Source organism: Blastocatellia bacterium (assembly GCA_025054955.1).
Taxonomy (GTDB): domain Bacteria; phylum Acidobacteriota; class Blastocatellia; order HR10; family J050; genus JANWZE01.
In genome coordinates this window covers 1-24,613 of record JANWZE010000053.1, presented here as the reverse complement: position 1 = coordinate 24,613, position 24,613 = coordinate 1, and the positions used below count along the sequence as shown (strand labels likewise).

Genomic DNA, 24,613 nt, shown 5'->3' with positions numbered 1-24,613 from the left:
GCTCGACTTGCGTCAATATCAATCATTGGGGGAGGCATTGCGTGATGCGCTGGAGCGATGGTCGGATCAATTGTGTCTAATCGAAGCAGACCGCGACCGAGAAAACGGCCGGTGGACATATCAGCAATTTAAGCAAGCGGCGCTGCCACTGGCCAGATTCTTGCAAGAGATCGAATTTGGCGAGGGCAACCGCGCTGCCATCATCATGACCAACCAGTCGAAGTATTTGATGTCAGCTTACGCCATCTTCTATCGTGGTGGCGTGCTTGTGCCGCTCGATTACAAGTTGACCAGCCGCGAGCATCTTCAACTGCTCGCTCACTGCAAAGCGGAGCTGCTGATCATTGAATACTACCTGTGGCGCGCGATGATGCAGACTGAAGGATTCCAGGACTTGGACGTGAAGGCTGTGCTGGTGACAGAAGCCCCGCCCGATGCTGAACTGGCCGGCGCGCGACGCTGGGAAGAGTGTCGCGTCGAAGGGGAGCCGGCCTTTGTGCCGCGACGTCGCAGCGATACAGCCTGTATCGTTTACTCCTCAGGCACAGGCGGACGGCCTAAAGGATGCGTGATGACACATGAGAACTACCTGGAGCAATGCATAGCGCTAACCTCGTGGTATCCGTTCTGGCCGGGCGTGCGATACTTGAGCATTTTGCCAACCAATCACGCGATTGACTTCATGGTCGGGTTCATCGGCCCGTTCATCTGCGGGGCGACGGTGGTGCATCTGAGAACGTTACGGCCAGAATACGTGCGCGAGGCCTTCACCCGATACAAGATCACCTACGTGAGTGTGGTGCCGATGGTGCTGAAGAATCTGGAAAAAGGGCTACGCGCCCGATTTGAGCAGCTCTCGCCGTGGCGCCGAACTATATTGAACCTCCTAATTGCGATCAATCGGGCGCTGACGCGCCGGCGCCCCAATCTGGCTTTGAGCCGTCGTTTGTTGCCGCAAATCCATCGGGCATTTGGCGGCGAGTTACAGACGATCATCGTGGGCGGCGCATTCAGCGAACCGGCGACGCTGCAATTTTTCTATGACCTCGGCATTCCGGTGGCCAACGGTTACGGATTGACCGAAGCGTGCACGGCCATCACGGTCAATGATCTGAAGCCGTTTCGGGCTGATACCGTTGGCAAACCGCTACCTGGCATTGAAATCAAAATCGTCAATCCGGATGCCGATGGCATCGGCGAAGTGGCCACACGCAGCAAGGCCATTATGTCGCACTATCTGGACGATCCGGAATTGACCGCTGAAACGATCGTTGACGGTTGGTTGATGACCGGCGATCTGGGTCGCATTGACGCGATGGGTCACTTGCAACTGGTCGGTCGCAAGAAAAACATGATTGTGACGGAAGGCGGCAAGAACGTGTATCCCGAAGATGTCGAAGCAGCGTTTGAAGGGCTGCCGGTCAAAGAATTTTGCGTCTTTGCCGCCAATTACATCTGGCCTCAGCACGCAATGACCGGCGAGCAACTGGTGATTGTCGTGCATCTGGAGCCGGGTCAGAGCTGGAATGATGCGCTACAGGCCGACCTGGTGGCGCGCAATCGGCGCTTGCTTGATTTCAAGCGCGTCGGCGGTTATCTGATCTGGCCGGATGATTTCCCGCGCACGGCTTCGCTCAAAATCAAACGCGGCGTGCTGGCCGAACAGATACGAAGCCGAGTGGATCGAACGGCCATTGTACCACTGTGACAGATTCATTTCTTGCCATTGTCAACCCGGCTGCCGGACATGGACGTTGCGGCAAGCTGTTTGCGCCGGCGCTAGCGCGTCTGCGGGCTGCTGGACTGCAGATTGACGTTGCTCAGACAACGCATGCCGGGCACGCTGTGGCGTTAGCGCGCGAGGCGTATCGGTGTGGGTATCGTCGCTTCATTGCTGTCGGCGGCGATGGCACAGCCTACGAGATCGTCAACGGCCTGTTCCCCGAAGCGCTTGATGGCGAGCCGCCAACTCTTGGGTTTCTGCCGCTCGGCACGGGCAATTCGTTTTTGCGTGACTTCAGTCAGCGTGGCTTAGACTACGCGATGGAATCGCTCTTGAGCGGCCGTTCACGCCCGTGCGATGTCATCAAATTGACGCATCGGGAGGGCGTTGTCTACTACATCAACATTCTGAGCTTGGGTTTTGTCGCCGATGTTTGCGCGCTCACCAACCGTTATTTCAAGTGGATGAGCTTCATGGGCTATGGGCTGGCGGTGATACTTTGTATGGCGCGGTTCAAGCGCGTGGTCTATCCAATGCGCATTGACGGCGCCTCCGAGATGGATCAGACGAAAACAGCCCTGCTGATCTTCAACAACAGCCAGTACACCGCCGGCACGATGCGGCTGGCTCCACATGCTAACGTCAGCGATGGGCTGGTGGAGATCGTCTGCTGGGCTGTGGGGCGGCTCGGCTTTTTGCTGAATTTCGCCAACATGTACGACGGCTCGCATATCAACCATCCGGCGCTGTGGCATCGCCCCGCGCGCCGCGTTGATTTCTACATGGATCAACCGGTCAACATCATGATTGATGGCGAAGTGCTCCGCGTACATTGTCAATCTCTGGAGGTGTTGCCATCGGTCCTCAACGTGGTCGCATGAACAAACTCGACCAACGCAGCACAGGCACGGCTTCGTGTCTCCGGCAACTCTACCTGATCGTCCGCAGCCTGCTCTTGTGGATCGCCAGCATCGTGCATTTCTTCCCGATTTGCACCCTGTTGGTGATCTTAGGAATTTTCGTTGATCCGCGAAAAAATGATCGCCCGCAACGCTGGTTCTTTCGCAATATCCTGCGCGTCGCCGGTGTGGGATTTGAAGTGAAATATGCGCCCGGCTTTGATCGCACGCGCACGAGTCTCTTCATTTGTAATCACGTCAATTTGTTTGACGCCTTCGTGATTTATTCGGCGATTCCGCAATTCGTGCGCGGCCTGGAGCTAGAGTCTCACTTCAAGATTCCGGCCTACGGCTGGATGATGAAACGATTCGGCAATGTGCCTGTGCCCAAAGATAGCAGCCCAGCAGGGCTGAAGAAGATGATCCGGCAAGCGCAAGCAGCATTGGACAATGGCGTCAGCCTGATCGTATTTGCCGAAGGCACGCGCACGACCGATGGCCGCGTTGGCCCGTTTAAGAAAGGGGCATTCATCCTGGCGCAACAGACCGGCTACCCAATTGTGCCGATGAGCATCGTCGGCTCCTATGAGTTCAATCGCAAAGGCAGTTGGATGCTCTACCCCTCCAAGATCGTCGTCTACATACACGACACCATCGAAACGACCGGGATGACCAAACACGAGATTGACGCGCTGGTCGAACGTGTGCACCGGATTGTCTCACGGCCTGTAGATCAAGCCATGGGCATTGAATCAGAAATCGTATGAAACAACAATCACTCAATTCGATCTATTCGACGTTGTCCACCCGGCGGCGATATGAAGTCTGGTTCCTACGGTTCATGCTGGCCGATGGCAGCGGCGCGTGGTGGTTCCGTTATTTGCTTATGAATCTGGGGCGGCCTGCTGGCGGTGGGTGCGCAGGCAATCCATTGGGCATGCCCGCGCAAGTGTGGGCCACGTGGTTTCCACGCCAGGGTCGTCCGCAAAGTTTCATTCAAGGATTTTCACAAACGCAGCTTTCGCTCAGTGAGCCGAGTCAGCCGTTGCAACTGCGTATCAACGACGACAACATGATTGATGAGCGGTCTTGCAAGGGGCGCGTCTGTGTGGATGGGCACACGGTGAGCTGGCAGCTACGCTATGATTCGACGTTCGGCGCTTCGATGACTGAAGTCGGTTGGATTGGATTCTCGCGCACGCCACATTCGGATGCCGTCTTCTCTGGCGAAGTGACGTTGGATGATCAGAGCTTTCGCGGCGAGCCGCTCGGTTACGGATTGCAGGGTCATAATTGTGGCTTTCGTCATCGCCATCTGTGGAACTGGACGCATTGTCTGGCTTTCGATTCGACCGGTCGAATCAGCACATTTGAAGCGCTCGAATACGAAATCCCATTGGGATTGCAATTCCGTAAAGCGCTCCTGTGGCACGAAGGAATGCGCTACACGTTTGAGGGGATTGAAACCATCAGCCGTGACCGCGAACATCTGCAATGGATGTTTGCCTGCTCCAACGCCGAGGGCGCCTCGCTGATCGCTATTGTGGACGGCAGCGGTCCCGGCATCCATCGCTTGCCCTATTTGAAAACCGATTGCTCAGGAACGTTTGAAGTCGCCAATAACAGTCTTGCGCGAGCGACGCTTTATCTGAGTCGTCAGGGCCGACCATTAGAACAAATCAGCACCGATGGCGGCGCCGTGATCGAAATGGTTGGCCAGTGAACCTGTCGCAGCAGGTCGTCCCTGATTGTGGCGCTCAATTCGGATGCCGTGATCGAAATGGTTGGTCAATGAGCGTGTCGGCTTGAGCTGTCCCGCTCTCGCGTTCATCGAGCGGCAAGACCGGCCCACCGGTTCTGCCAATAAATCAGCAACCATTCGGCCAATTCTTGCTTGTGCGCTGTTAAACGATGATCGCCCTGCTTGAGCAATAGGACATCCACATCGGCGGCGGCAGTCTGACGTTGAAATTCCAAACTCTGCCGGTAATCCACCACATCGTCACAGAGGCCATGACAAATCAGCGTCGGCGTGCAATAGCGTTGATAGAGCGCAGTCAGCGGATACCGAGTCATATCTTGGATCAACTCGTATCCCAACTCAGCAGCGCCATATTCATTCACGAAGCGCCACACGCCTTCTTCCGCCCAACGCCGCTGTTGTTCTGCATTGAGGTTGTCGAGGAATCCCCGTCCAAAATCAAATGAAGGAGCAATCAACATAGCGGCAGTGATCCGTTCAGGATGCTGAGCTGCATACCAACTGGCCACCCAGCCGCCCATGCTCGAACCGATGAGCACGATGCGATGAGTGCTCGGACAACACTGTTCAATGACCGCGTGGCAATCTTCCAGCAGGCGCGTGCCGGTCAATTGGCGCATGGTTCCACTGGATTGGCCGTGGCCGCGGAAATCGAAGGTGATATACGCGACTCCGCGCGATAACAACACGTCTCGGAAGTAGCCAGCTTTTTCGCCCGCTTGCGTGGACATGAACCCATGCAGAAAGATAGCCGTGACTGAATGCGGCTCCGTTGGCCGCGTGTGTGTGACCTCGATGTATTCACCGTTGGTTCCCAGGTTGATGCGCATCGTTTTCGATAACGAGCCGCGATTATAGCATGCTCGCATCCAGTTTCTAGCTCATGAGCGGCGTGGGCAGGAAGCGCCGACAGCTCGCTTTTTGTGACAATGTCCATGAAGATGTTCCAATCCCCGCCGGCTTGGCCGCCGGGAGACTCAACAGCTCGCCATTTGTGACAAGGCAGAAAAAATAGGCTGCAAAAAATTGACAGGTTCGCTACAATATGCGCGTTCACGACGATGAATGACTCTAGGGAGGCAAAGATATGAGACTAGTTCACCAGAATCGGTTGGCCGTGGTATTGGCGCTGCTGCTGATGACGGGGCTTGTGACATTATCGGGCTGTTCACGCACGCAAGGACAAGGGCAGCCCGGTGCACAGAGCGGCGGCACGGCTGATCCATCATCAACCGCTGCACCACTGACAACGACCGAGCAAACCGCAGAGGTGGCGTCGGCAGACTCGCTGATCTCCAACCCGTTTACAGGAACGACCAACGCGACGCCCCAGCAAACTGATCCGGCCAACGGCCCCAGGGCAACATTCTCTGAGACAATCTATGACGCTGGCACGGTAGAGGCCGGCCACGAGGTCGTCCATAAATTTAAGGTGAAGAACACCGGCAAAACGGACTTGACCATTCAATCCGTCAACCCAAGCTGTGGCTGCACCGTCTCTGACTTCACCAAGACGATCCCACCTGGGCAGGAAGGCACTGTGACACTGACGGTGAAAACGGAAAGCTTTCGCGGTGAAATTCAAAAAACAGCGACTGTCACGTCCAACGACCCGATCAATCCCAATGTGACGCTCACCATCAAAGCCAACGTCAAACCGGTGATTGACATTCAACCCGCCGCTTACATCTCCCTTGAGGTGGACAAGGGACAACCTGCTCAGGGCAAAGTCACGTTAATCAACAACGACAAGCAGCCATTGAAAATCCTGGCAGTGGAATCGCAAAACCCGGAGTTCACGGCTGAACTAAAAACAGTGGAAAACGGCCGGCGCTATGATCTGATCGCCAAACTGAACAAGACGGATGCACCCGGCCGGTATAGCACCTCTGTCACGGTGACAACCGACAATAAGAAACAAGAGAAGGTGAGCATCCCCGTGATGGTGCACATTGCAGCGCGGGTTGAGGTCTCGCCGGAACGATTGGTTTATGGACGAATCAACCTGGAATCGCTCGATAAAAATCCACGTGGCGCGATGTTGCTGAACCGCACGATCACGGTCCAGAGTCGCGATCAAGGATTCAAAGTTACCGGCGCACAATCCACCTTGCCGTTCATTCAAACGGAAGTGATCAATCCCGCCCAGAGTAACTTGCCCTACAGTGTCAGAATCACGGTGGCCAGAGATAAGCTGCCCAAGGGGGCGTTCAACGGCATGGTCATTGTGCGCACCAATGACAAGGAATTTAGCGAATTCAAGATTCCGGTGACCGGCGAAGTAAACTAGAGCGGTTTGCGAATAAGTCTACCCTGGGAAGCTGCACGCTTGCAGCGTTGCATGAGCCCGCAAGAGGCGGGCTTGCCAGGCTAAAGACAATTGAAAGTCGCTCCAATTCGGATGGGCATGGGTGAGCGGGCTGTTCCAATCACCCTGCCCCCACGCCCCGCACCGATATGAGCAATTAAATCAACACTGATCCTGTGACCCCACCATCGGTCATGAAAACGAAGGCGCACCGCGCTGCTGCCGGCAATGAACCAACACTGATCCTGTGACTGATTCAACCCCCTTCATGCTTATGGGCAGGTAGATGAACATCGTTTCTTGTCAGCGTGACGGCCAGCGTCAACATCTGCTTCCAAAATCACCGTGAATGCATAGCAGAGTAAAGAATGAGCGAGGCCACGAAGTGGAACTTCTGAATGAGTCTTTGAGGGCTTCGTGAAGAACGTAGACTGGGCGCATGAGTACCGACTACGACGTCGGCAAACGAGGAGCCTACTCGACCAACTTCAACCGCTCTGGCTCAAGAATGATGGTGACCCCTCGCTCGCGTGCGATCAGCCCGGCCTCAGCCAGCTTGCCCAGCAGCCGCGACACCGTCTCCACGCTCTCCACCCCGATGCGCTCGGCCAGCTCTTCCCGACTCAGGTCAATCCGCACCGGTTCGCCGCTAGCCCAGGACCCTTGCCGCTCAGCCCACAACCGGTATAGCAACAACGCTAGGCGTCCCAACGCCGAGCGACTGAGCGCAAAGCCCCGAAGCAGTTCCACCGTGTCATAGAGCCTGGCGCCGGTCTGCAGCAACAGTTGGCGCTCAATCTCTCGGTGATCCTGGAGTATCCGGAAAAATAATTCTTTGCCCAGATACCGGATCAAGCAGGTCTCAGCCGTTTCCACCGTCGTGGGATACGGCTTGCCACGCATCAACGTAATGGCCCCTAGCACCTCCCCCACTTCTATGTATCGCCACAGAAACCACCGACCTTGCTCATCCAAACACCACTGCTTCAGCCGTCCACCACAGATGAGATGAACCCCCGCTGGCTGCTCCCCTTGCCGAAACAGAACCACTGCTGGACGAACCGTCCGCAAGGGCGCGTGCCGCTCCAGGCTATTCCAGGCATCGTCGGCCAACAGGCAAAAGGCACAACGCTGGCAGGTCCGACACGCTGGCTGGCTGGTCATCATCATCCTCTTGGAGCTTGGCTCATGGCCGCCACAACGGCCGCTATCATTCCAGCCAAAAGTTTCGTCTTCTTCTTCATAACGCTTCTCCTTGTCGTCCCAAGTTAGAGCAAACCTGAGCTTCCGTCAAACCATTCCTAAGGGATTCCACCACAAGGCCAGACCTCTGCTGATTCGCTCTGACAAGGCTCGCCCTGTGTGATGATCCATCTGCAACCGTATGTCCGGCTCGCCGTCACGATACCTATGTCGAAGTCGCTTCCCTCCGGGGTGGCTACTTCAATCGGCCGATTGAACAGGTGCTTCAGCCTGGGCGAAGCTGCGTCACCTGATTGAGCATCTACAGTCTACTGCTTCGGACGATGCTTGTAATAGTACTCGTCGTATACGCGAAGTTGCTCGGCGAGCCGCCGAAGCCTCTCCTCAGCATCCGGGCCGGGCCTAATGCGCTTCTTAGCGGAGCCCAGAATCCTTTCCGATGGAGGCACTTCTTTGGCGGTTGCAGGCACATCGAATAGCGCCGCGTCGGGTTCTCCAGGAATGAGCGCCACCAGATTCTTTTCCGTGACGCTCCCGCCACCCCAATCATGTCTGGATTTCACCATGGCGCAGCCGCAATCCACAGCGTACCACCCCGTGGCAACACCCTGTGCAAGCTTCACTGTCCGATATCCTGCCACTGTCTCTTCACCGCTGAAAACCTCCGGCGGTGACATGAAAGGTTCTCCAGCAAACGAGTTAACACACTTCGAGCTTGGGTCCCTCTGCATGCGGGCCAGATTCGTACGGATCATTTGTGTGCTCTTGGTATTCCCGATCTCATCTATGGTGACCTCGACGCCGGAGGCAAATTGGATACCTCGCTCCCTCAGAGCATGGCCTCCTATCTCCGCGTATCGCCAAACAAATGATCCATCCGAACGGACAGCCTGAGTGTACTCTCCCGCTACTGTGCTAGTGCCATTAGGGTAGTAGAGGGTTTCCCTTAGTATGACAGTGTAAGGAATGGGACCGCCGGCGCGCACTTCTTGGGCTCTCATCCGCGAATGGATCAAGTGACCCATAAATACCGCAACTCCGATGAGGACCAACACCAAGGCCCATTTTAACATTGTTCTCGATTCAACGTGCATGTTTATCATATACTCCTCCTACTCGCTATCGAAGCATATTAGTCAAGGGAGTTCGATACAAGGAAGGTAATCATCACAGTGGTCGTTAAAAGGATTATTGACTCCGCCACATGAAAACGCAGTGACCAGGCACTGGACCCAATGACAATTGTCACGGATAAAGCAAGAATCACTGCATCTCTTGCCCCTACTTACCTCTGGCTCTACGCCACACTGCCTGCTACAGCCTTCGGGGCAGCTACCTCCCAGTTCACAGCTACAGAAAGGATCGAAAGGCAATGAGCATATTATACAGCAATTGACCGCCCAATACTCTGCCGGAATGAATATCACATTTGATGGAGCATCGAAGGTCATCTTCCTTATCATAGGTTGAGTCCCCGAGCCCCGTGGTCCGAACGCGATGCATCGTGCTTTGCACAACGGCATCCGGCAGCACTACTTGATCATCCGCACTTCGGATCTCCACCAGTCGCCCCAGCTCATCGTATGTATAGCTCATAAGCTGAGGTGTTATACCATCATACCTGATTAGCGAACGGAGTCGGCCGTCGCTATGATAGCTCATCTCCGCCTGAACCGCACCATTTCGATAGAGCTTCTGGACCTGGTTTCGCTCATCTAGCAATGCGCGGCTCTCAACTCCTAACGGATTCCTGATCGCCACTGTGATGCCATTGTCATTACGTAGACACCTTTCAAGCCCAGTCCCACCGGTGACGATGGCCCCCGCGCCAGCGGCTCATCGCGGTAGCTTCATTCGCAGGCTCACGACCGAACCTGCGAATCCGCCGCACCGTTGCTCAGGCACTGCGCTACCGGTCAATCATCCCTTCCAGGTGCGTGATCATCCGCCTGAGTCGGTTGAGAGCATCGGGATAGATTTCTCCATTCTGATTTAGCAACTCTTTTCGGAGCACCCGATGCAGCCATTCTCCTAGTTCTTGCCCTTGAATGATAGGGCCTGGACCCCGCAAAAGCTGCTCAACTTCTTCGAGCGAATTATCCTTAATCACATTCAGAATATCATTCAATTTTGCGCAGATGGCTCCGGCTCTGGCCAACATACTCCGACGTAAAGAGTCCCCTGTACTTCCCCACGTGGTTCCATCAGCAAACAGCACGCCGGTCACTGCCGCGTCCAAGTACTCGTAAGTCAGACTTGAGTCATCGGGAGGAGAAATGGGCGGAAACCTCACCTCTTGTCCGGGTCGGAAGCTGCCTCGCCCCTCGAACCACGTGCCGAGGAATGAATGGGTAAATGTAGGAGTGGCCACATGCCCTTTCGGGCTTCGGTAGGTAAAGACGCCATTAAACGCAACCACCGGTTTGGAGCCGACGTGCCGAACCACAACGGTTCCTTGGCGGACGGTGGCCTGCAGAGGATTGCCAGATTGTCCTTTCGCCAGAGAGAAGTCGCCGAGAAGGAAACTCCAGCCGACTGTGGTCAATCCGATGAGAAACCATGATAATCTGCTGTTTCTAGTTGTTCTCATACGTGCCTCCTTTTTCAAACTCAACCTTTCGTTGTGAAGGTCAGAAGCAGTTAACCTCATTGAAGATCTTGCACCCACCAAACACCAACCATCACCCATTGCCCGCCTCTACTGTCCCAACACCATGCCGCTAGACAATCATAGTCGCCATACCGTGCGTAAGAGGAGGTGTATGGTTGGGCGGTGGCGATGTATGTGGGTGACATGATCAAGAGTAGGGAAAGCACCATCAAACATATCGTTCTCAACCATTTTTCATGGCTTCCAATGCCTGCAAATCTTGCCTGAGCTTTCAACTACACCCGCATTTTACACCTCTTCCAAACTCATGTGAATGACCACTGGTCACGTCCAAGGATGAACTGAAGCGGAGCATAAATCCGCCCGCGCAGGCGGCGCAGTCAATTCAGGTTTTTCAAAGCCGGCAACAGCATAGCAGCGATCACACCCTGTCGCACGAGCGACGCTTGAACGGCGCTCATTCACCCATTCACCCGTCGCTGACGCGACGAACAACCCGTGATGACACGCCCACCGTGCACTGAAGTGCACGGCTACAGTCACTCTGGCCGCTCCGCGGCCAGCGCATGATCCAGCTTGCCATTTATGCACACGCTTCAGATTACCTGCTCAACAGATTCAAATCAGTTGATCCTGTCAATCTGTGCTTGCTTGTCATCCGTCGTGGCGTGCTGTGGCAGAGGAGCGATTCCCAGGGCAAAGGCAATTGAAAATTGCTCTAATGGCGAAGAACAAAAATCGCTTTAGGAGCGAGTTTTGGGCAGGCTGATTAAGTTGGCAAACAAGCGATAGGCACCCGGCACGCCGGCTGGCAATTGCCTGAACCACGCATAGGCCGTGTAGACGTATAGGCCTTTGCCATACGTCGCTTCAAGCCAACCACCTTTCTGCGGCGACTCGCCCGGATCATGCCCGGCCAGCAAAGAGCGATACCGCTCGTCCCACTGCGTCCAGAAATACAATCCGCGCTCCTGAACCCAGCCGTCGAAATCGGCCGTCGTGATTTTGTTCGGACGATTGAACACGGGATGCTCCGGCGCCAGGATTTCAACCGGCGATTCTTCCACCGTGATCCGCTCGTTTCCTACCATCTTCGCCGGATAGGGCGCATATTGCCCAGGGTCCCACGCGCGCGACGTGTTGTACTGAACGATGAAGACGCCGCCCTCTCTGACATAGTCGAGCAGACGTTGATTGTGCTGGGTCAAATCGTTTCGGAACTCATAAGCGCGCACGCCGGCGATGATGCAATCGAACTGCTGCAAATCGCCGAAGGCCAACTCGTCTGCCTCGAGCAGACGAACCGTGACGCCCAGTTGTCGGAGCGCTTCAGGAATTTCATCCTGCGGACCGGGAATATAACCCACCGTCAGGTTCGGCGCGACCTTGATATCGAAGATGCGCACGCGACATTCAGCCGGGTGATATAGATGACGTGTCCAAATGTCGGGATAGGAAATCGCTTGGTACCATGAGCTATATGCTTGCCCGTTCACGCGCGCGACTGCCTTGAGAGAAGTTTGCTGCGGCTCGTGCCCAGCAGGAATCGTGACGCGAAAGGCCAGGGTGGCAGATTCCTTCTGACGGGCGCAACGAAATGGCAGAGCCGGCGGCGTCACGCGCCACCCCGAAGGCGCATGCAACTGGACAGTCCCTTCCACCTGGCTCGGCGCATGGTTCACCACAGTCACGCGCCACTGGCGCTCCTGCGGTTTCGGCGAGAGCGGAACAATGGCCAGCGTTGGCGTGAGCTTGACTGAGACCGCCGGCACTACTTGCACATCGCGCCACAACACGCCCTGCAACCGGTCTAGTTCCGGCGCGCGGATAGGCGCCGAGAGATCAAACGTCGTATCATGCACGCGACACGTTAGGCGACCGACAACCACCGGCGGCTCAAATGGCCATGTCTGCCACTGCTCTGATCGCAACTCGTATCGGTTGTCCGTCTCCGCGTTCAAATACCAGTAAGGTTGTGTGTAAGGCGCATCGGCGGCCACCGTCACCTTGAATTCTAAAGAGACATGCTCGCCGGCTGAGAGCCGCTTCAACTGGCCTTTTGTAAGCGCAACCTGCCAGCCGCTGGGCGCGGAAAGATTCAACGCTGTCGGTTCCACTGCCTCGCGGCCATGATTGTAGACCTGCGCCGTGACAGTGAATTGTTGCCCCGGAATGACCGTATCATCGCTGGCGCGCACATCAAATTCAAGCTGCAACGCGCGCCGCGCCGCGTCGGCAAAATCTTGCTCTTTACGACGCAGTAGGAACAGCAGCTCGTGCTTGGTTTCATCCTTGAGAGGAGTAATTTCAACCGCGCTGATCAATTGGCGGAGCCGCTTGAGTCCAGCGAGCACAGGCCGCGCCGCAGCTTCCGGCTGACGCGGCGCAAAAGCAGCAAGGGCGGCTAAAGCATGACGTTGAATTTCACCGAGCGCCGTTGTCAGCTCCGGCACGCTGTCTGCCTCAGCGCCGATGCGCGAAGCGATGCCGGTGATGGTTGTATCAATGCCGTCGTACAAGCCGGATTCTTTCTCCGGCGTTTGAATGACGCTATCCAGTCGAGTGAAACTCACCTCCAGCGGTCCACGTCGTGGGATGATGGCGGCTACGCCTTGCGAGCGCTGTTTGCTGAGACCTTCGATGCCCATCTCATGATAGGTCTGGCCAAGCACAGCGTCGAACTGGCCGATATTGATCTTCACGTTCCACGTTTCCGCCGGTGGGCCGAACAGGCCGCGACCACCCCAGTAGAGCTTCTTGGCCTGCCACGGGCGCAACCCCGCTGCAAGCTGTTCAGGAAACCGCGATGGATCAGCCGCAGCGCGAAATGCTTCGCGTGTGAGCAAGCCCGCCGCTTGATGATGCCCGTGCCCAACAGGTGAGCCATCGAACCGCGTGATGATGACGTCAGGGCGCGTCTGACGAATCACTCGCACGAAGTCAGCCAGCGTTTCTTCGCGGCCCCATTTGGCCAGCGTTTCTTCAGCCGTCTTCGAATAACCAAATTCGTAAGCGCGTGTGAAAAAGACATCCACGCCGTAGTATTGCGCCGAGGCAAGCAATTCGCCGGACCGCACCAGACCCATAGCAGGACCGGTTTCCGGTCCGATGATGCTCTGGCCGCCTTCGCCGCGCGTGGCCGATAGCAACGATGTCCGCGCATGAACGCGTCGGCTCAGATATACCAGCAATCCGGTGTCTTCATCATCGGGGTGCGCCGTGGTGTGCAGCGCGCTGGCAACAACCGGCAATCGTTCGAGCGATTGCCATAAGCCGCTAATGCCGCGATCTTGAGGCAACTCGCTCGGACCGGCGTGAACACCGGCACGCAAGAGGGTGCAGAAAATAATCAACAAACAGATGGCCAATGCTAGCCAAGTGAAGTCAGGAGAGCGATGCGATGCTTTTCTGTGAATCATCAGCGCCTGATTCTATGTGGGTCGCCGACGCTGTCAAGGACGCGATCACGCCAGCCGGTGGCCAACGGCAACGTTTGTCGGAGCGTTGCTGGTTGAAATTGGCCAACGATGTTAAAAGCGTCGGCGTAATCGCGGCGGCGTGCGTGTCAACGCCGATGGTCCTTGATCATTGATGTTGACTGAAGATGAGGCTTGTTCACCTTGTTCCTCAGGGGACGTGCGACGCACGATGCGTGGCGGCTGTCGTCCGTCGGTGTGCTCGCTCGTTGGCCTCGTGTCTGGCATCGTCGGGTGCTCATCAGGCTCAGGTGAGGTGCGACGAACAATGCTCGGCGGCCGACGGCCCTGCGCTTGCCTGCTTGTCGGATCAATCGAATGCTCGTCAGGCGCTGTGGTATCGGGGCGGGATTCGGACGTAGGGCGTTCGTGATCCGGCTGGGTCGTGCCCCGCCGTAGCACGGGCGGTCGTCGTTGGCCTTCGGAGCGAGGGATGTCAGGCGCGACGGCGCCAAACTCACTGAGTCGGTCTCGCTTGATGGCAGCGAATTCGCGGGTATTGACAACATAGGTCTCTCGCTCAGGAAACTGAGCAATCAACTTGCGCACATGCTTAATGCGATCAGGCGTTGTCGGATGTGAGCGGAACAACTTTGAAACCTTGACCCGCCGCTCACGCGCGGCCAACTTCTCGAAAAATGTGACCAGACTCTCAGGATCATACCCACACGCCCAGAGATATTGCGCGCTCAGCTCATCAGCTTCCTTTTCTGCGCCGCGACTGAACTTGAAATAAACGGCGGCCAGTCCCAACTCAGCGCCCATCCGTCCAAGATCGCCAAGCGGCCCGCCAATGAAAATCAATGGCAACGCGCTCAATGAAAGCAGTTGGCTTTTAGAGAGGTTCTCCAGCGCGTGTCGCGCCGTTACGTGCGCAATTTCATGAGCTATCACACCGGCTAACTCGGCTTCGCTGTCGGCTGCCTTGAGCACACCGAGGTTGATGTAGAGGAATCCGCCCGGCAGCGCAAATGCATTGATTTCATCCGATGCAACAACTCTGAAGTTAAACGGAAAGTTGCTGTCAGAATTGAGCACAATGTTCTGCCCAATGCGGCTGACGTATTCAGCAATGACCGGATCATTCAATAATGGAAGCTGCTGTTCAACGACCGCGGCAAGCTGCCGACCCAGCGCGATTTCTTTCTCGATTGAGTAGAAGTTGATCTGATTCTTGTTGATGTCCCGCCTGCCGATCATCAGAGGATCTTTGTTGATCGGCAGCGGTTTCTTTTTGGGCGAGGCCGACAGCCCGGCCGGTGCGATCACCGCCAGCGCCAATAACAAACCGGCTAGTTTTCGTCGGCCCAGTCTCATCACATTCACAGTATAGCCGAAGCGGTTCAGAAGGTCATCCGTAATGTCTGCAATGAAGCCTGGAGAGGCGATCGAGCAACTCCTGCAAACGGCATGGCTCCGTTCCTCCACCTCTGTTCGCGTTGGTCACCGGTTCGACCGACGGCAGGATACGCGTATGAGCGATTGGTTTTGAAAAGATGAAGCAGGAGGGCGCTCGGCTCCTCATCTGAGCAGCGCGTGGAAGGACGAAGCAGCAGGGCGCTCGGCTCCTCATCTGAGCAGCGCGCACGACACGTCCTCACAGAGAAACTGGATCGGTTACTTCCCCGTCACATCGAGATAATAAAAGCCGACGTCTTCCAGTTCTCCATCCGGCTTAACGCCGCGAAGCGTGAGTTCATATTGGCCGGGTTTTAACCGACGAGCCGGTACGAGCAGGGAAACAATTCGACCGCCCTCAGGCTGCTGTGCCCGCAATCCACTTCGTTGCACGATGGCTGCGCCTATAATTCTTCACTCGAATCACTCTGCTGTGATTCCAGTGCCCGCAATGCACTTCGCCGCACGATGGCTGCGCCGGCTGTTGCCTGAAGGATCGCGTGGTAGCTCGTGTAGTGATTGCCTGGCTCCAGGTCCACAACTTGCTGGGCGCGCAGGCATCTTGCGCGCTTGATGGAACTGACAGCACGGCACGCCGGAGGCATACGCGACCGGATTTTCAAAGTTCATGGTGTGCCGTCGCACATGGGCGAGTCCTAGCAAATACTCCGCCAACGGATGAAAAGTCCCAACGGATCAAATATCCGGTGACACCCTTCATCTATTGGCGAGGCAATTTTCCTGCGTTGCGGCATGCCGTCGCTCATGAGCAATCCTCGGAAAATCCTTGGGAGCGGAGGCCCCTAGCCGGCGCCCTGTTGCTCAACGCCTCGGGCGCTTGCAAGGGCGCTCCCAGGTATTCATGGTTTCTCCCGCGTCCTCATAGACGCTATCAACAGCCCCTTGGATTCCCAATTCTTGGATTTATCAGCTAGAGCTGGCACGCCAGCACCGGTTTGGAATGAGGGGTGTGCGTTAGCGTCTCACAGAGACGTTCGACGCTTGTAAACCTTTGGGGCCTTCCGTTACCTCGAAACTGACCTCCTCCCCTTCTTGCAGGGAACGAAAGCCGTCGGCCTGGATGGCTGTGTAGTGAACAAAGATGTCTCCACCTGACTTGCGCTCGATGAAGCCATAGCCTTTGGTTTGGTTAAACCACTTGACGCGTCCTGTTTCTTTCATGCAAAAACACAATCTCCTAAATAATCAGTTTTGGCTTGGGCTTATTGAAATACGCAGCGAACCGCCCAGCAGGTCAGTGAATGTCGAGCCACACAGCGCGGTTGCTTTGACGAATCTCTCAACACAAATCAAAACCGCGTCAACCATACAAGCAAATGACGCGGATGTCAATCAACGCGGCGCGACGCAGCACAAGGGTTACGGTGGAGCACACGGTCGTGCCGCCGCATAAGGGTTGCACCGCCGCACAAGAGTTGCCGCCCCGCATAAGCGTTGCAGCGCCGCTACCGAGCCAATTTCAATTCATCAATCTTTTCCAGCACCTCTTCGGGATGATGACGTGGACTGACTTTATCCCATACAGCACGCACGATGCCATCTTTGTCAATCAGTACGGTCACCCGCTGCGCCAGTCCTAACAAGCCCGCAAGTCCGCTCAATGCACCATACGTGCGCGCAATGGTCTTCTTGGAGTCTGCAATCAACCGAAATCGCAGACCGCAGTTATCGCGGAACCGCTCGTGCGAGCTGACATCGTCGGTGCTGACGCCAAGCACCACGGTGTTGCGCTTGGTAAATTCTTCTAAGCTCGCGTTGAACGCGCGCGCTTCGAGCAAGCAGCCGGGCGTGTTGTCTTTGGGGTAGAAATAAAGCACGACATGTTGACCGCGGAAATCTTTCAGTCGAATGGGCTGACCACGATCATCCACGGACTCAAAGTCAGGGGCTGGTTGACCAATCTGGACGTTTAATTGAGCCATAACGAGACCATCTTCATTTTGTTCAGGCCGCGCCGCGCCCGTCCGTGCAGATCAGTCACGCGGCTCGGCGCTAACCCAATCATGTTAATTTTCTTCAGGCCGCCCCGGCAATCTCAACTCGCTGGCTTTGATGCGGTGTGACCAGCGGAGCTTGCCAGTAAAGTCATAGCATTCGAGCGTGACCTGGCGATCACGGCGCGGCCCGCTAAACCGCAACATGCCGAAATTGTGCGCGTCGTTGACCCACGTGCCGGGCACACGCGCTGGATTGTTCGACTCGCCACGGAATAGGCCACTGGTCAGCGGCGAGCTGGTGTAATCATAGAGCGGGTAGAAATCGGGGCTTTCGAGCTTGGTCAATTCGGTGGCATGCACATCGCCAGAGACAAACAGCACGCCAGGGATTTTCCGCTGTTTAATATAGTTCAACAACAGATCGTAATCGGTGTAATGGCGAAACGCTTCGCGTGAGCCGCGTGGCGTGAGCATCTGACTGCCACAAGCGATCACTTTGAACGGGGCGCGGCTGGAGAGCAATCCGTCCATCAACCATTGAAGCTGTGCCTTGCCCAGCATCGTGGATTCCTCTTTGGGCGCCAATTCGGGTGAGCGGTGATAGCGATCGTCGAGCAGGAAAAATTCGATGTCGCCCCATTCAAACCGCGTGAAGATACCTTTAGCCTCATCGGTGCCGTAGCTGGGATTGGCCCAGAAAAGCTGGAAGATATCGAGCGCCGTCGTCTTCATGCGGTAGCTGCGGTCAGAATTATTCGGCCCGTAATCGTGATCGTCCCAGATGGCATAGTGATGCGTTGCGCCCAGCAGCGGCTGCAGCTCCGGCAGCGCTCGCGTGTGTGAATACCGATGGCGCATACCGGCGATCGTGTTCCAATCCACCTCGCGGTAGTAGACGTTGTCGCCCAGCCAGATCATCAAGTCCGGCTTCTTCTCAGCGATGGTCAAGAAAATCTGGTAATTGCTGCCGTAGGGCGGGCCCGGTCGGTCCCATTCGGGCTCGTTGACAAAAGCGCAGGAGCCAATCGCTACGCTGAAGTCGGGCGGCTCGGTGCGCCATTGCCAGAGCGGCTGCGTCTGAAATGCCAACCGATAAGGACGCTTGACGACCTGCTCGTCAATCAGCAGTTCATATTCAAATTTTCGTCCCGGCTTCAAGCCGCTAATACGAACATGAGCGACGTTGGCTCGCTCTTCTGACGTGCGCACGCTCGGCGTGATCTGTTTCTGCTCAGGAGATTGCGTATCCCAATAGCGGAATCGCACTGTTGCCGGCTGCGTCGTTTGCACCCAGAGCATGACTTCCGTCATCTCGCCGTAGCCGACCATCGGCCCAGAGCGCAGCTTCGACTGCTCTGCCGACAAGATGGTGAAATCCAATCCGCTGAGGCAGACAACAACTAACAAGCAACAACAATAGATCAAGCGCTGATGGAAAGCGTTGTTCATGGTTGTGCTCCTCGATTCTTATGGCGTTGCATTCACGCCCAGTTGCCAGAATAAAAACGTTAATTCATCGGTCAGGTCCTCAATCTGCTTGCTGGTCGGCACGCCGCCGGCATGACCGGCTTTCGTGTCATAGTGAAGCAGGATGGGTCTATCCGAAGCGGTCGCCCACTGAAGCAACGCTGTCATCTTGCGTGCGTGCAATGGCGCCACGCGCGTATCGGCATCGCCTGTGATAAACAACACAGCCGGATACTTGGTGCCGGGCTTGACCTGATGATAGGGCGAGTAAGCATAGAGGTATTTGAACTCATCAGGATTTTCCGACGAGCCATACTCTGACACCCAGAAGCGCGCGACCAAAAACTTATGGTAGCGAATCATATCCAGCAGCGGCACCGAACAGACGACAGCTTGAAACAGATCGGGCCGTTGCGTGAGCGCCGCGCCGACCAACAATCCACCATTGCTTCCGCCGGAGATGGCCAGCTTGGCCGGCGTGGTATACCCGTTCTGGATGAGCCACTCGGCTGCTGCGATGAAATCATCAAAGACATTTTGCTTTTTCTCTCGCATGCCAGCCCGGTGCCATTGTTCGCCGAATTCGCCCCCGCCGCGCAAATTGGCGACAGCATAGACGCCACCGCGCTCGACCCACAGAGCAGCGCGCGGTGAAAAGCTCGGCGTGAGACTCACATTGAAACCGCCGTAAGCGTATAGCAACGTCGGATTCGATCCATCGCGTTTGAGGCCTTTGGCATGCACGAGGAACATCGGCACCTTCGTTTTGTCTTTTGATTCGTACCAGACTTGTTTAATCTCGAACTGCTCGCTCTTGATCGGGACGTCAAGCCGCGCCCATACAGATTGCTGGCCTCGAGCTATATCATATCGGTAGATCGTCGTCGGAATGTGAAACGAATTGAAGCTGAAGAACGCCTCATTGCTGCTCCAGCGACCGAACACACCGCTGATCGAACCAAGCGCGGGCGGTATGATGTCGCGCTGATGCCGCCCGTTGGGATCAAAGACCTTCACCCGCGAGACGACGTTCTGCAAGTAGTTCACGCACAACTTGCCGCCGGCCAGCGTGAAGCCTTGCATCACGGCATCGCTCGTCGGGACAATTTCACGCCAGCGGTCGCGCGTTGGATTCTGCAGATCAACGGCGAACAGTCGTCCGTTGGGTGCTTGCCAGTTGGTTTGCAGAAAGAGCGTGTCGCCGGCCACTCGTCCGGTGAATCGAGCATTCAGGTCGTTGACGATTGGCACAATAGGAGTTTGCTTGGCAATGTTCTGAACATACACTTCGGTTTTATCACCTGCTGCACCGTGTGACACAGTGATGGTGAGATAGCGGCCATTTTCCGACAACCCCGCGCCGATGATTTTGTCAGGGCCGTAACCGTCGCCGAAAATTTTCGGATCATTCGCCGGATCAGTTCCCAGCGCATGATAATAGACACGCGAGCCTTCCGCGCTATAGCGCGAGTAGTAGAACCCACTGTTGTCCGACTTCAACGACAGGCCGAAATAGCGAGCTTTGGGCAAGCGATCGGGCAGATGTTGCCGCGTGTTGACATTCATCAAGCGGATTTCCACTTCGTCTTCGCCGCCCTGCCGGATCGCGTAGGCAATCAGCGTACCGTCGTCAGACACGTCCATTAAATTGACGCTCGTTCGCCGATCAGCGCTCAATGGGTGAGGATCAACCAACACCTCATCTTTGCCACGGGCTCCCTGTCTCATGTAGATCACGAAGAGTTCCTGATCAGCGCGACGTTTCGCAAAGAAGTAGCGACCGTTACGCACTGTGGGCAGGCTGATCGAGTCAATCTTGATGAGTTGGGTCAGTCGTTGCCTGAGCGGCTCGCGTCCGGGCTGCGCGCCGAGCCACGACTGCGTGTATTTGTTCTGCTCATCAATCCAGGCGCGTGTTTCCGGGCTGTCTTGATCTTCCAGCCACCGATAGGGATCTGTGATGGTGACGCCGTGAATGACTTCTGTGACGTTATCTCTGCGCGTCGGTGGCGGCGCGGGCGTCTGCGCAAGGGCAAACAGCATCGGCGTAACACACATGATGAGCGGGATAAGAAATGCAACGAATCTTCTGGCTTGTTTAAGCATCGTCATCATCTCCTCAGAAAAGTGACACAGGCATCCACGCCTGTGGCGTTTTTCATCGTTTCAGAGCGTCGTCCAGACGACATGTAGAACTCCTCAGAAAAAGTGGCACAGGCATTCCTGCCTGTGGCGTTTTTCATCGTTTCAGAGCGTCGTCTACACAGCATGTAGAACGCTCTAAGAATAAGCGCGCATTTGCAGAGAACGGAGAAGAAACCTCCCAGTGGTCTCTGTGACCTCGGTGACTTCATTTTCATCGTTCGTGGCGAGTGGCCTCATACGGGCAAGCCCTTAAAAAGAGCCGAGAACAAGCCAAGACCTTGGCCCTTTTCACCGTCGCCGGGCACCACCTGAGCGCCGTGCTCACTCGGACGACACTTCATCAACACTGACTTATGTGCAGCTCAAAAGCAGCTCAGCCCGAGCACTTCACACCAAAACTCGCAGTATTCCTTACGCAGGTGCGTGCCCGTGCTGATGCGTTCGTCCAATATGATGTGCCGGTCGCCATCCAACGTGTACACCGGCCAGCGCGGCAGGCCTTGACCATTGGGGTCGCCGGTCCTGGCGAAGTTCGTCCAGTATCGAAGCATGCTGTTGGCTAAGTCCAGTTCCCGATTGGTCGGCGTGTGCGCCGGTAATACGAAATTGTTAAACACGAAATAGAGCTCTAGCGCATGAAACGCGCCAAGATAGTTGTATAGACGTGAGTCCAGCTCATGCGTGAAGTGATAGACATAGAGATTCGATTGATGCAAGCTCATGGCGCGCGTGCCCAATCGCGCTGGACAGATGAATAGCAGATCAGTGAACACAGCGTCGAGCGCATCCCGCGCACTCGGGTAATCAGAGAGCGGATAACGCGCCAACACTTGATCAGCAATGTTGGGCAGGAAGCGTCGCACGGCAGCTTGATATTGCGCCTCGGTCACAAGCGGAAACACGAGCGTGATGAAGATCGAAGCTTCATTCTTGTTGGTACCCACGATGGCGGGCACGTTATTGTATTGTCCTTGTCGTATCACTTCCACCGGACTGCCGGTCAACACATAGCCGTCCAGATTGGGGCCGTATTCGGGACACGGTGGATTCCGGCAAGCCCCGATCACGGGCGGCGGCGGACGCAGTGTATCCATCACCTCACGGGTCGTTTTTCGGCGCATGCACGCCAACGGGTCGTTCGCCGATGCACAGTTGATCTCCTGCTCGAACCGTTGACCAAATTCTTCGGCGCTCTCTGTCCGTGGATCCTCGTCGCGCAATGGTTTGCTGACGAAGAATCCACCGCTTTGAATGATCGCGCGATGAAATAGACCAGTGGCCGCCGGCGAGGCCAGCAAGCAGGCGACGTTAAGCCCGCCGGCTGATTCGCCGAAAATGGTCACGTTGTTGGGATCACCGCCGAAGTTGGCGATGTTGCGTTGCACCCACCGGAGCGCGAAGATTTGATCAAGCAGACCGTAGTTGCCCGAACTGCGATGCTCGGCGTCTTCAGCGCTCAGCAGCGGATGCGCCAAGTAACCGAATGGACCGAGTCGGTAATTGATCGTCACCAGCACCACGCCACCCTTTTCAGCAAAGGCTTGACCATCGTAGGTCGGCAATGATGATGCGCCGAACGTGTTGGCGCCACCGTGAATGAACACCATCACAGGGCGCAGCGATGAGCCTCTGTTCCTGGGCGTCCAGATATTCAGCGTTAAACAATCTTCATTGCCCACGAAGCTGCCATCAGCGGCAAACTGTGGACACGGTGAACCGTAGGCGCTGGCTCTCAGTTCAGTCCACGGCTGCGGCGGCTGTGGCGCACGCCAACGCAACGGGCCGATCGGAGGTGCCGCGTAAGGGATGCCACGAAACCGAATGGACTGACTCAACACCTCGCCGCGCACCGGCCCGTATTCAGTCGGCACGGGCTCGCTGAGTTGTTGCATCTGTGCCGGGAGCGCTCCCACGCCAGCACAAATCAAAAGAATCAGCAAGCTCATCCACGCTGTCTTTTGCATATTGCTATCTCCTTTTCCAACGATCCTCATGGCGCGAGCGGGCCACATTCTAGCAGGTTGCCCATTGATCCAGTAAGAGCGAGTCCATCAATCCTGGACCGGTGACGACACGGGCCGGTGAACCAACTTTTCTTTGATTTTGCTCAGAGCGCCGCACAACGTGTTGACATCGCGTCTGGTCATGTTCAAGCGCATCAGGTAGCGTCGTAGTTTGAGCGCGAAATCCGGTCGGCGAGCTGGTTGAATGAACTCGGAGAGACATAACACGTCGAGCATCAACTGCACAGCGGTTTCGATCTGGCCGGCCGTTGCCCATTCAACCTGTTGCTTGGTCTGAAGGGGCACCGGCTGATCCCGCGTTAGCTCGTAACAGCAAATAGCGACCGCTTGTCCCAGATTCATCGAAGGGCAATCAGGTTGTGTGGGAATGCTCATGACACGATGGCAATGGCTCAGGTCATTATTGGTCAAGCCGTGTTTTTCCGGCCCGAAAACGAGCGCCAGCCTGTGCTCGCTCTGGCGCACATCGCGGCACAGATCGGCAGGCGTATAGAGCGTCTGTTTTGGCTCGACCCGCCGGCGGTCAGTTGTTCCTACCACCCATGTGCAATCGGCTACAGCCTCAGCGAGCGACGCCACGACGGGCGCCTCCTTGAGAATATCATCGGCATGAACAGCCGAGACCACTTCATCCCACACCGGCGGATGGGGCGCGACGATGACCAACTGGGTGAACCCGAAATTCTTCATTGCGCGAGCGACCGCGCCAATGTTGTTCGGATCACGCGGGCGAACGAGAATGATTTTGCTACGAGATAAGTCCATAGAGGATCAGCGCCAGTCACGCTGCGTTGGTTGTTACAAGTTCTTTTGAAACACTGGCAGCAGCCAAAATCGTCCTCATGAGTAATGCCAATCGCCTCTGAAGACAGCTTATGCGGTTGCATGTGGCTGCTTATCAATCTGGTTGGTCAATCTCCAATCCACATGCAGGATGAGTTCAATCGTCGCTCAGGCGATGTGGCCGATATGTGAGCCGTTGGTTCCTGGCTCAAAGACCCGGCTCAATTCAAACGCTGCTCGACGGCGAGCATACAGTCGAATCAATCGAGCGTTGCTTCCACTTGTCGCCACGCAACGGCTCGCTGCGGTCACGCTTGTGACGCCGCCTCTAAAAATAACCATTTTCATGCTTCGTGGTGTGCAATCGCATAGGGGCGATTCCTCAGAAAAAGTGGCACAGGCATTCCTGCTTGTGCTCTATTTTCATTCTTCATGGCGTGCAATAGCATAGGGGCAGTTCCTTGAAAGTACGGCCTCATACCAAACACGCCTGCAGAAAATCTGAGAGTGCTGCTTGGGACGTTCTGCTCCTGCTCTCCAGGTTGCTTCATCTGCCACGGCCTTTCTCCAGACCATTGATGATAGTTGCCGCGAAAGCGCAAGCGATTCCTGAGCATGGGCAAGAATCGTTGCATGAACTGAAGCAAACAGCTAACGACTAAAAACTGATCGCGCACCCAGAGCAAGTCTCCGTTGCCTCAAGCTGGAGGTCACATATCTTCCGGGCTCATGCACGCCGGAATCGTGCGCCCCCAGGGCACACTCATTCATGAACTGCTCTCGCGCGAGAAAACCGTCGGCTCATTGCATGAGCTAACGGTACGGGACTACGAAGTTGTCCACGCGTGGACCCCTT

The 24,613-nt window shown here is 55.9% G+C and carries 18 protein-coding genes; 5 read left to right on the top strand and 13 right to left on the bottom strand.

Annotation, left to right across the window (positions count from 1 at the left end; translation table 11 throughout):
- Window positions 1-7: 7 nt before the first annotated feature.
- From NZ823_07150 to NZ823_07135, 4 genes are read left to right on the top strand one after another with little or no spacing between them, the layout of a single operon-like run.
- Window positions 8-1,708, top strand: a complete 1,701-nt coding sequence (locus tag NZ823_07150) for an AMP-binding protein (GenBank protein MCS6804906.1) — start codon at window positions 8-10, stop codon at window positions 1,706-1,708.
- The gene (locus tag NZ823_07145) at window positions 1,705-2,604 is read left to right on the top strand and encodes a diacylglycerol kinase family lipid kinase (protein MCS6804905.1); all 900 of its coding nucleotides are present in this window, start codon (window positions 1,705-1,707) and stop codon (window positions 2,602-2,604) included. Before NZ823_07150 ends, NZ823_07145 begins: the two co-directional genes overlap by 4 nt.
- Window positions 2,601-3,389 (top strand): 1-acyl-sn-glycerol-3-phosphate acyltransferase, encoded by a 789-nt coding sequence (locus tag NZ823_07140; protein ID MCS6804904.1) that lies wholly within the window; start codon window positions 2,601-2,603, stop codon window positions 3,387-3,389. Before NZ823_07145 ends, NZ823_07140 begins: the two co-directional genes overlap by 4 nt.
- The gene (locus NZ823_07135) at window positions 3,386-4,345 is read left to right on the top strand and encodes a hypothetical protein (GenBank protein ID MCS6804903.1); all 960 of its coding nucleotides are present in this window, start codon (window positions 3,386-3,388) and stop codon (window positions 4,343-4,345) included. The genes NZ823_07140 and NZ823_07135 overlap by 4 nt, the downstream gene beginning before the upstream one ends.
- Window positions 4,346-4,449: 104 nt before the next feature.
- On the opposite strand, the gene NZ823_07130 is transcribed toward NZ823_07135, so the two are convergent.
- Window positions 4,450-5,253, bottom strand: coding sequence for a lysophospholipase (locus NZ823_07130; GenBank protein MCS6804902.1), 804 nt, complete (start codon window positions 5,251-5,253; stop codon window positions 4,450-4,452).
- Between the two features lie 218 nt (window positions 5,254-5,471).
- Between NZ823_07130 and NZ823_07125 the strand changes: the two genes are divergently transcribed.
- A complete protein-coding gene (locus NZ823_07125; protein MCS6804901.1) occupies window positions 5,472-6,674 on the top strand; it encodes a DUF1573 domain-containing protein in 1,203 nt (400 codons plus the stop codon).
- A gap of 492 nt (window positions 6,675-7,166) precedes the next feature.
- Here NZ823_07125 and NZ823_07120 read toward each other — a convergent pair whose 3' ends face one another.
- From NZ823_07120 to NZ823_07065, 12 genes are all read right to left on the bottom strand, one after another.
- Window positions 7,167-7,862: a Crp/Fnr family transcriptional regulator gene (locus NZ823_07120; protein ID MCS6804900.1), complete on the bottom strand. Its 696-nt coding sequence runs from the start codon at window positions 7,860-7,862 to the stop codon at window positions 7,167-7,169.
- Window positions 7,863-8,203: 341 nt separating this feature from the next.
- Window positions 8,204-8,998 carry a hypothetical protein gene (locus tag NZ823_07115; protein ID MCS6804899.1) on the bottom strand — a complete coding sequence of 265 codons (795 nt, stop codon included), beginning with the start codon at window positions 8,996-8,998 and terminating at the stop codon, window positions 8,204-8,206.
- An 806-nt stretch (window positions 8,999-9,804) separates the two neighbouring features.
- Entirely contained in the window at window positions 9,805-10,485 is a 681-nt protein-coding gene (locus NZ823_07110; protein ID MCS6804898.1) for a hypothetical protein, read from the bottom strand.
- Window positions 10,486-11,249: 764 nt separating this feature from the next.
- Window positions 11,250-13,925 carry an NEW3 domain-containing protein gene (locus tag NZ823_07105; GenBank protein ID MCS6804897.1) on the bottom strand — a complete coding sequence of 892 codons (2,676 nt, stop codon included), beginning with the start codon at window positions 13,923-13,925 and terminating at the stop codon, window positions 11,250-11,252.
- A gap of 111 nt (window positions 13,926-14,036) precedes the next feature.
- Window positions 14,037-15,299: a M48 family metallopeptidase gene (locus NZ823_07100; GenBank protein MCS6804896.1), complete on the bottom strand. Its 1,263-nt coding sequence runs from the start codon at window positions 15,297-15,299 to the stop codon at window positions 14,037-14,039.
- 300 nt (window positions 15,300-15,599) lie between these two features.
- Window positions 15,600-15,773, bottom strand: coding sequence for a hypothetical protein (locus NZ823_07095; protein MCS6804895.1), 174 nt, complete (start codon window positions 15,771-15,773; stop codon window positions 15,600-15,602).
- A 582-nt stretch (window positions 15,774-16,355) separates the two neighbouring features.
- The gene (locus tag NZ823_07090) at window positions 16,356-16,562 is read right to left on the bottom strand and encodes a cold-shock protein (protein MCS6804894.1); all 207 of its coding nucleotides are present in this window, start codon (window positions 16,560-16,562) and stop codon (window positions 16,356-16,358) included.
- Between the two features lie 284 nt (window positions 16,563-16,846).
- Window positions 16,847-17,323: a peroxiredoxin gene (locus tag NZ823_07085; protein ID MCS6804893.1), complete on the bottom strand. Its 477-nt coding sequence runs from the start codon at window positions 17,321-17,323 to the stop codon at window positions 16,847-16,849.
- 84 nt (window positions 17,324-17,407) lie between these two features.
- The gene (locus NZ823_07080; GenBank protein MCS6804892.1) at window positions 17,408-18,787 is read right to left on the bottom strand and encodes an alkaline phosphatase family protein; all 1,380 of its coding nucleotides are present in this window, start codon (window positions 18,785-18,787) and stop codon (window positions 17,408-17,410) included.
- An 18-nt stretch (window positions 18,788-18,805) separates the two neighbouring features.
- A complete protein-coding gene (locus NZ823_07075; GenBank protein ID MCS6804891.1) occupies window positions 18,806-20,911 on the bottom strand; it encodes a prolyl oligopeptidase family serine peptidase in 2,106 nt (701 codons plus the stop codon).
- Between the two features lie 401 nt (window positions 20,912-21,312).
- Entirely contained in the window at window positions 21,313-22,914 is a 1,602-nt protein-coding gene (locus NZ823_07070; GenBank protein ID MCS6804890.1) for a carboxylesterase family protein, read from the bottom strand.
- Between the two features lie 87 nt (window positions 22,915-23,001).
- Complete coding sequence (locus tag NZ823_07065) at window positions 23,002-23,739, bottom strand: RNA methyltransferase (protein MCS6804889.1); 738 nt, start codon at window positions 23,737-23,739, stop codon at window positions 23,002-23,004.
- Window positions 23,740-24,613 lie beyond the last annotated feature (874 nt).

Coding starts and splice junctions, on each gene's coding strand:
- NZ823_07140 (MCS6804904.1), top strand. CDS start 2,601: ATGAACAAACTCGACCAACGCAGCACAGGCACGGCTTCGTGTCTCCGG.
- NZ823_07135 (MCS6804903.1), top strand. CDS start 3,386: ATGAAACAACAATCACTCAATTCGATCTATTCGACGTTGTCCACCCGG.
- NZ823_07130 (MCS6804902.1), bottom strand. CDS start 5,253: ATGCGAGCATGCTATAATCGCGGCTCGTTATCGAAAACGATGCGCATC.
- NZ823_07125 (MCS6804901.1), top strand. CDS start 5,472: ATGAGACTAGTTCACCAGAATCGGTTGGCCGTGGTATTGGCGCTGCTG.
- NZ823_07120 (MCS6804900.1), bottom strand. CDS start 7,862: ATGATGATGACCAGCCAGCCAGCGTGTCGGACCTGCCAGCGTTGTGCC.
- NZ823_07115 (MCS6804899.1), bottom strand. CDS start 8,998: ATGATAAACATGCACGTTGAATCGAGAACAATGTTAAAATGGGCCTTG.
- NZ823_07110 (MCS6804898.1), bottom strand. CDS start 10,485: ATGAGAACAACTAGAAACAGCAGATTATCATGGTTTCTCATCGGATTG.
- NZ823_07105 (MCS6804897.1), bottom strand. CDS start 13,925: ATGATTCACAGAAAAGCATCGCATCGCTCTCCTGACTTCACTTGGCTA.
- NZ823_07100 (MCS6804896.1), bottom strand. CDS start 15,299: ATGAGACTGGGCCGACGAAAACTAGCCGGTTTGTTATTGGCGCTGGCG.
- NZ823_07090 (MCS6804894.1), bottom strand. CDS start 16,562: ATGAAAGAAACAGGACGCGTCAAGTGGTTTAACCAAACCAAAGGCTAT.
- NZ823_07085 (MCS6804893.1), bottom strand. CDS start 17,323: ATGGCTCAATTAAACGTCCAGATTGGTCAACCAGCCCCTGACTTTGAG.
- NZ823_07080 (MCS6804892.1), bottom strand. CDS start 18,787: ATGAACAACGCTTTCCATCAGCGCTTGATCTATTGTTGTTGCTTGTTA.
- NZ823_07075 (MCS6804891.1), bottom strand. CDS start 20,911: ATGCTTAAACAAGCCAGAAGATTCGTTGCATTTCTTATCCCGCTCATC.
- NZ823_07070 (MCS6804890.1), bottom strand. CDS start 22,914: ATGCAAAAGACAGCGTGGATGAGCTTGCTGATTCTTTTGATTTGTGCT.
- NZ823_07065 (MCS6804889.1), bottom strand. CDS start 23,739: ATGGACTTATCTCGTAGCAAAATCATTCTCGTTCGCCCGCGTGATCCG.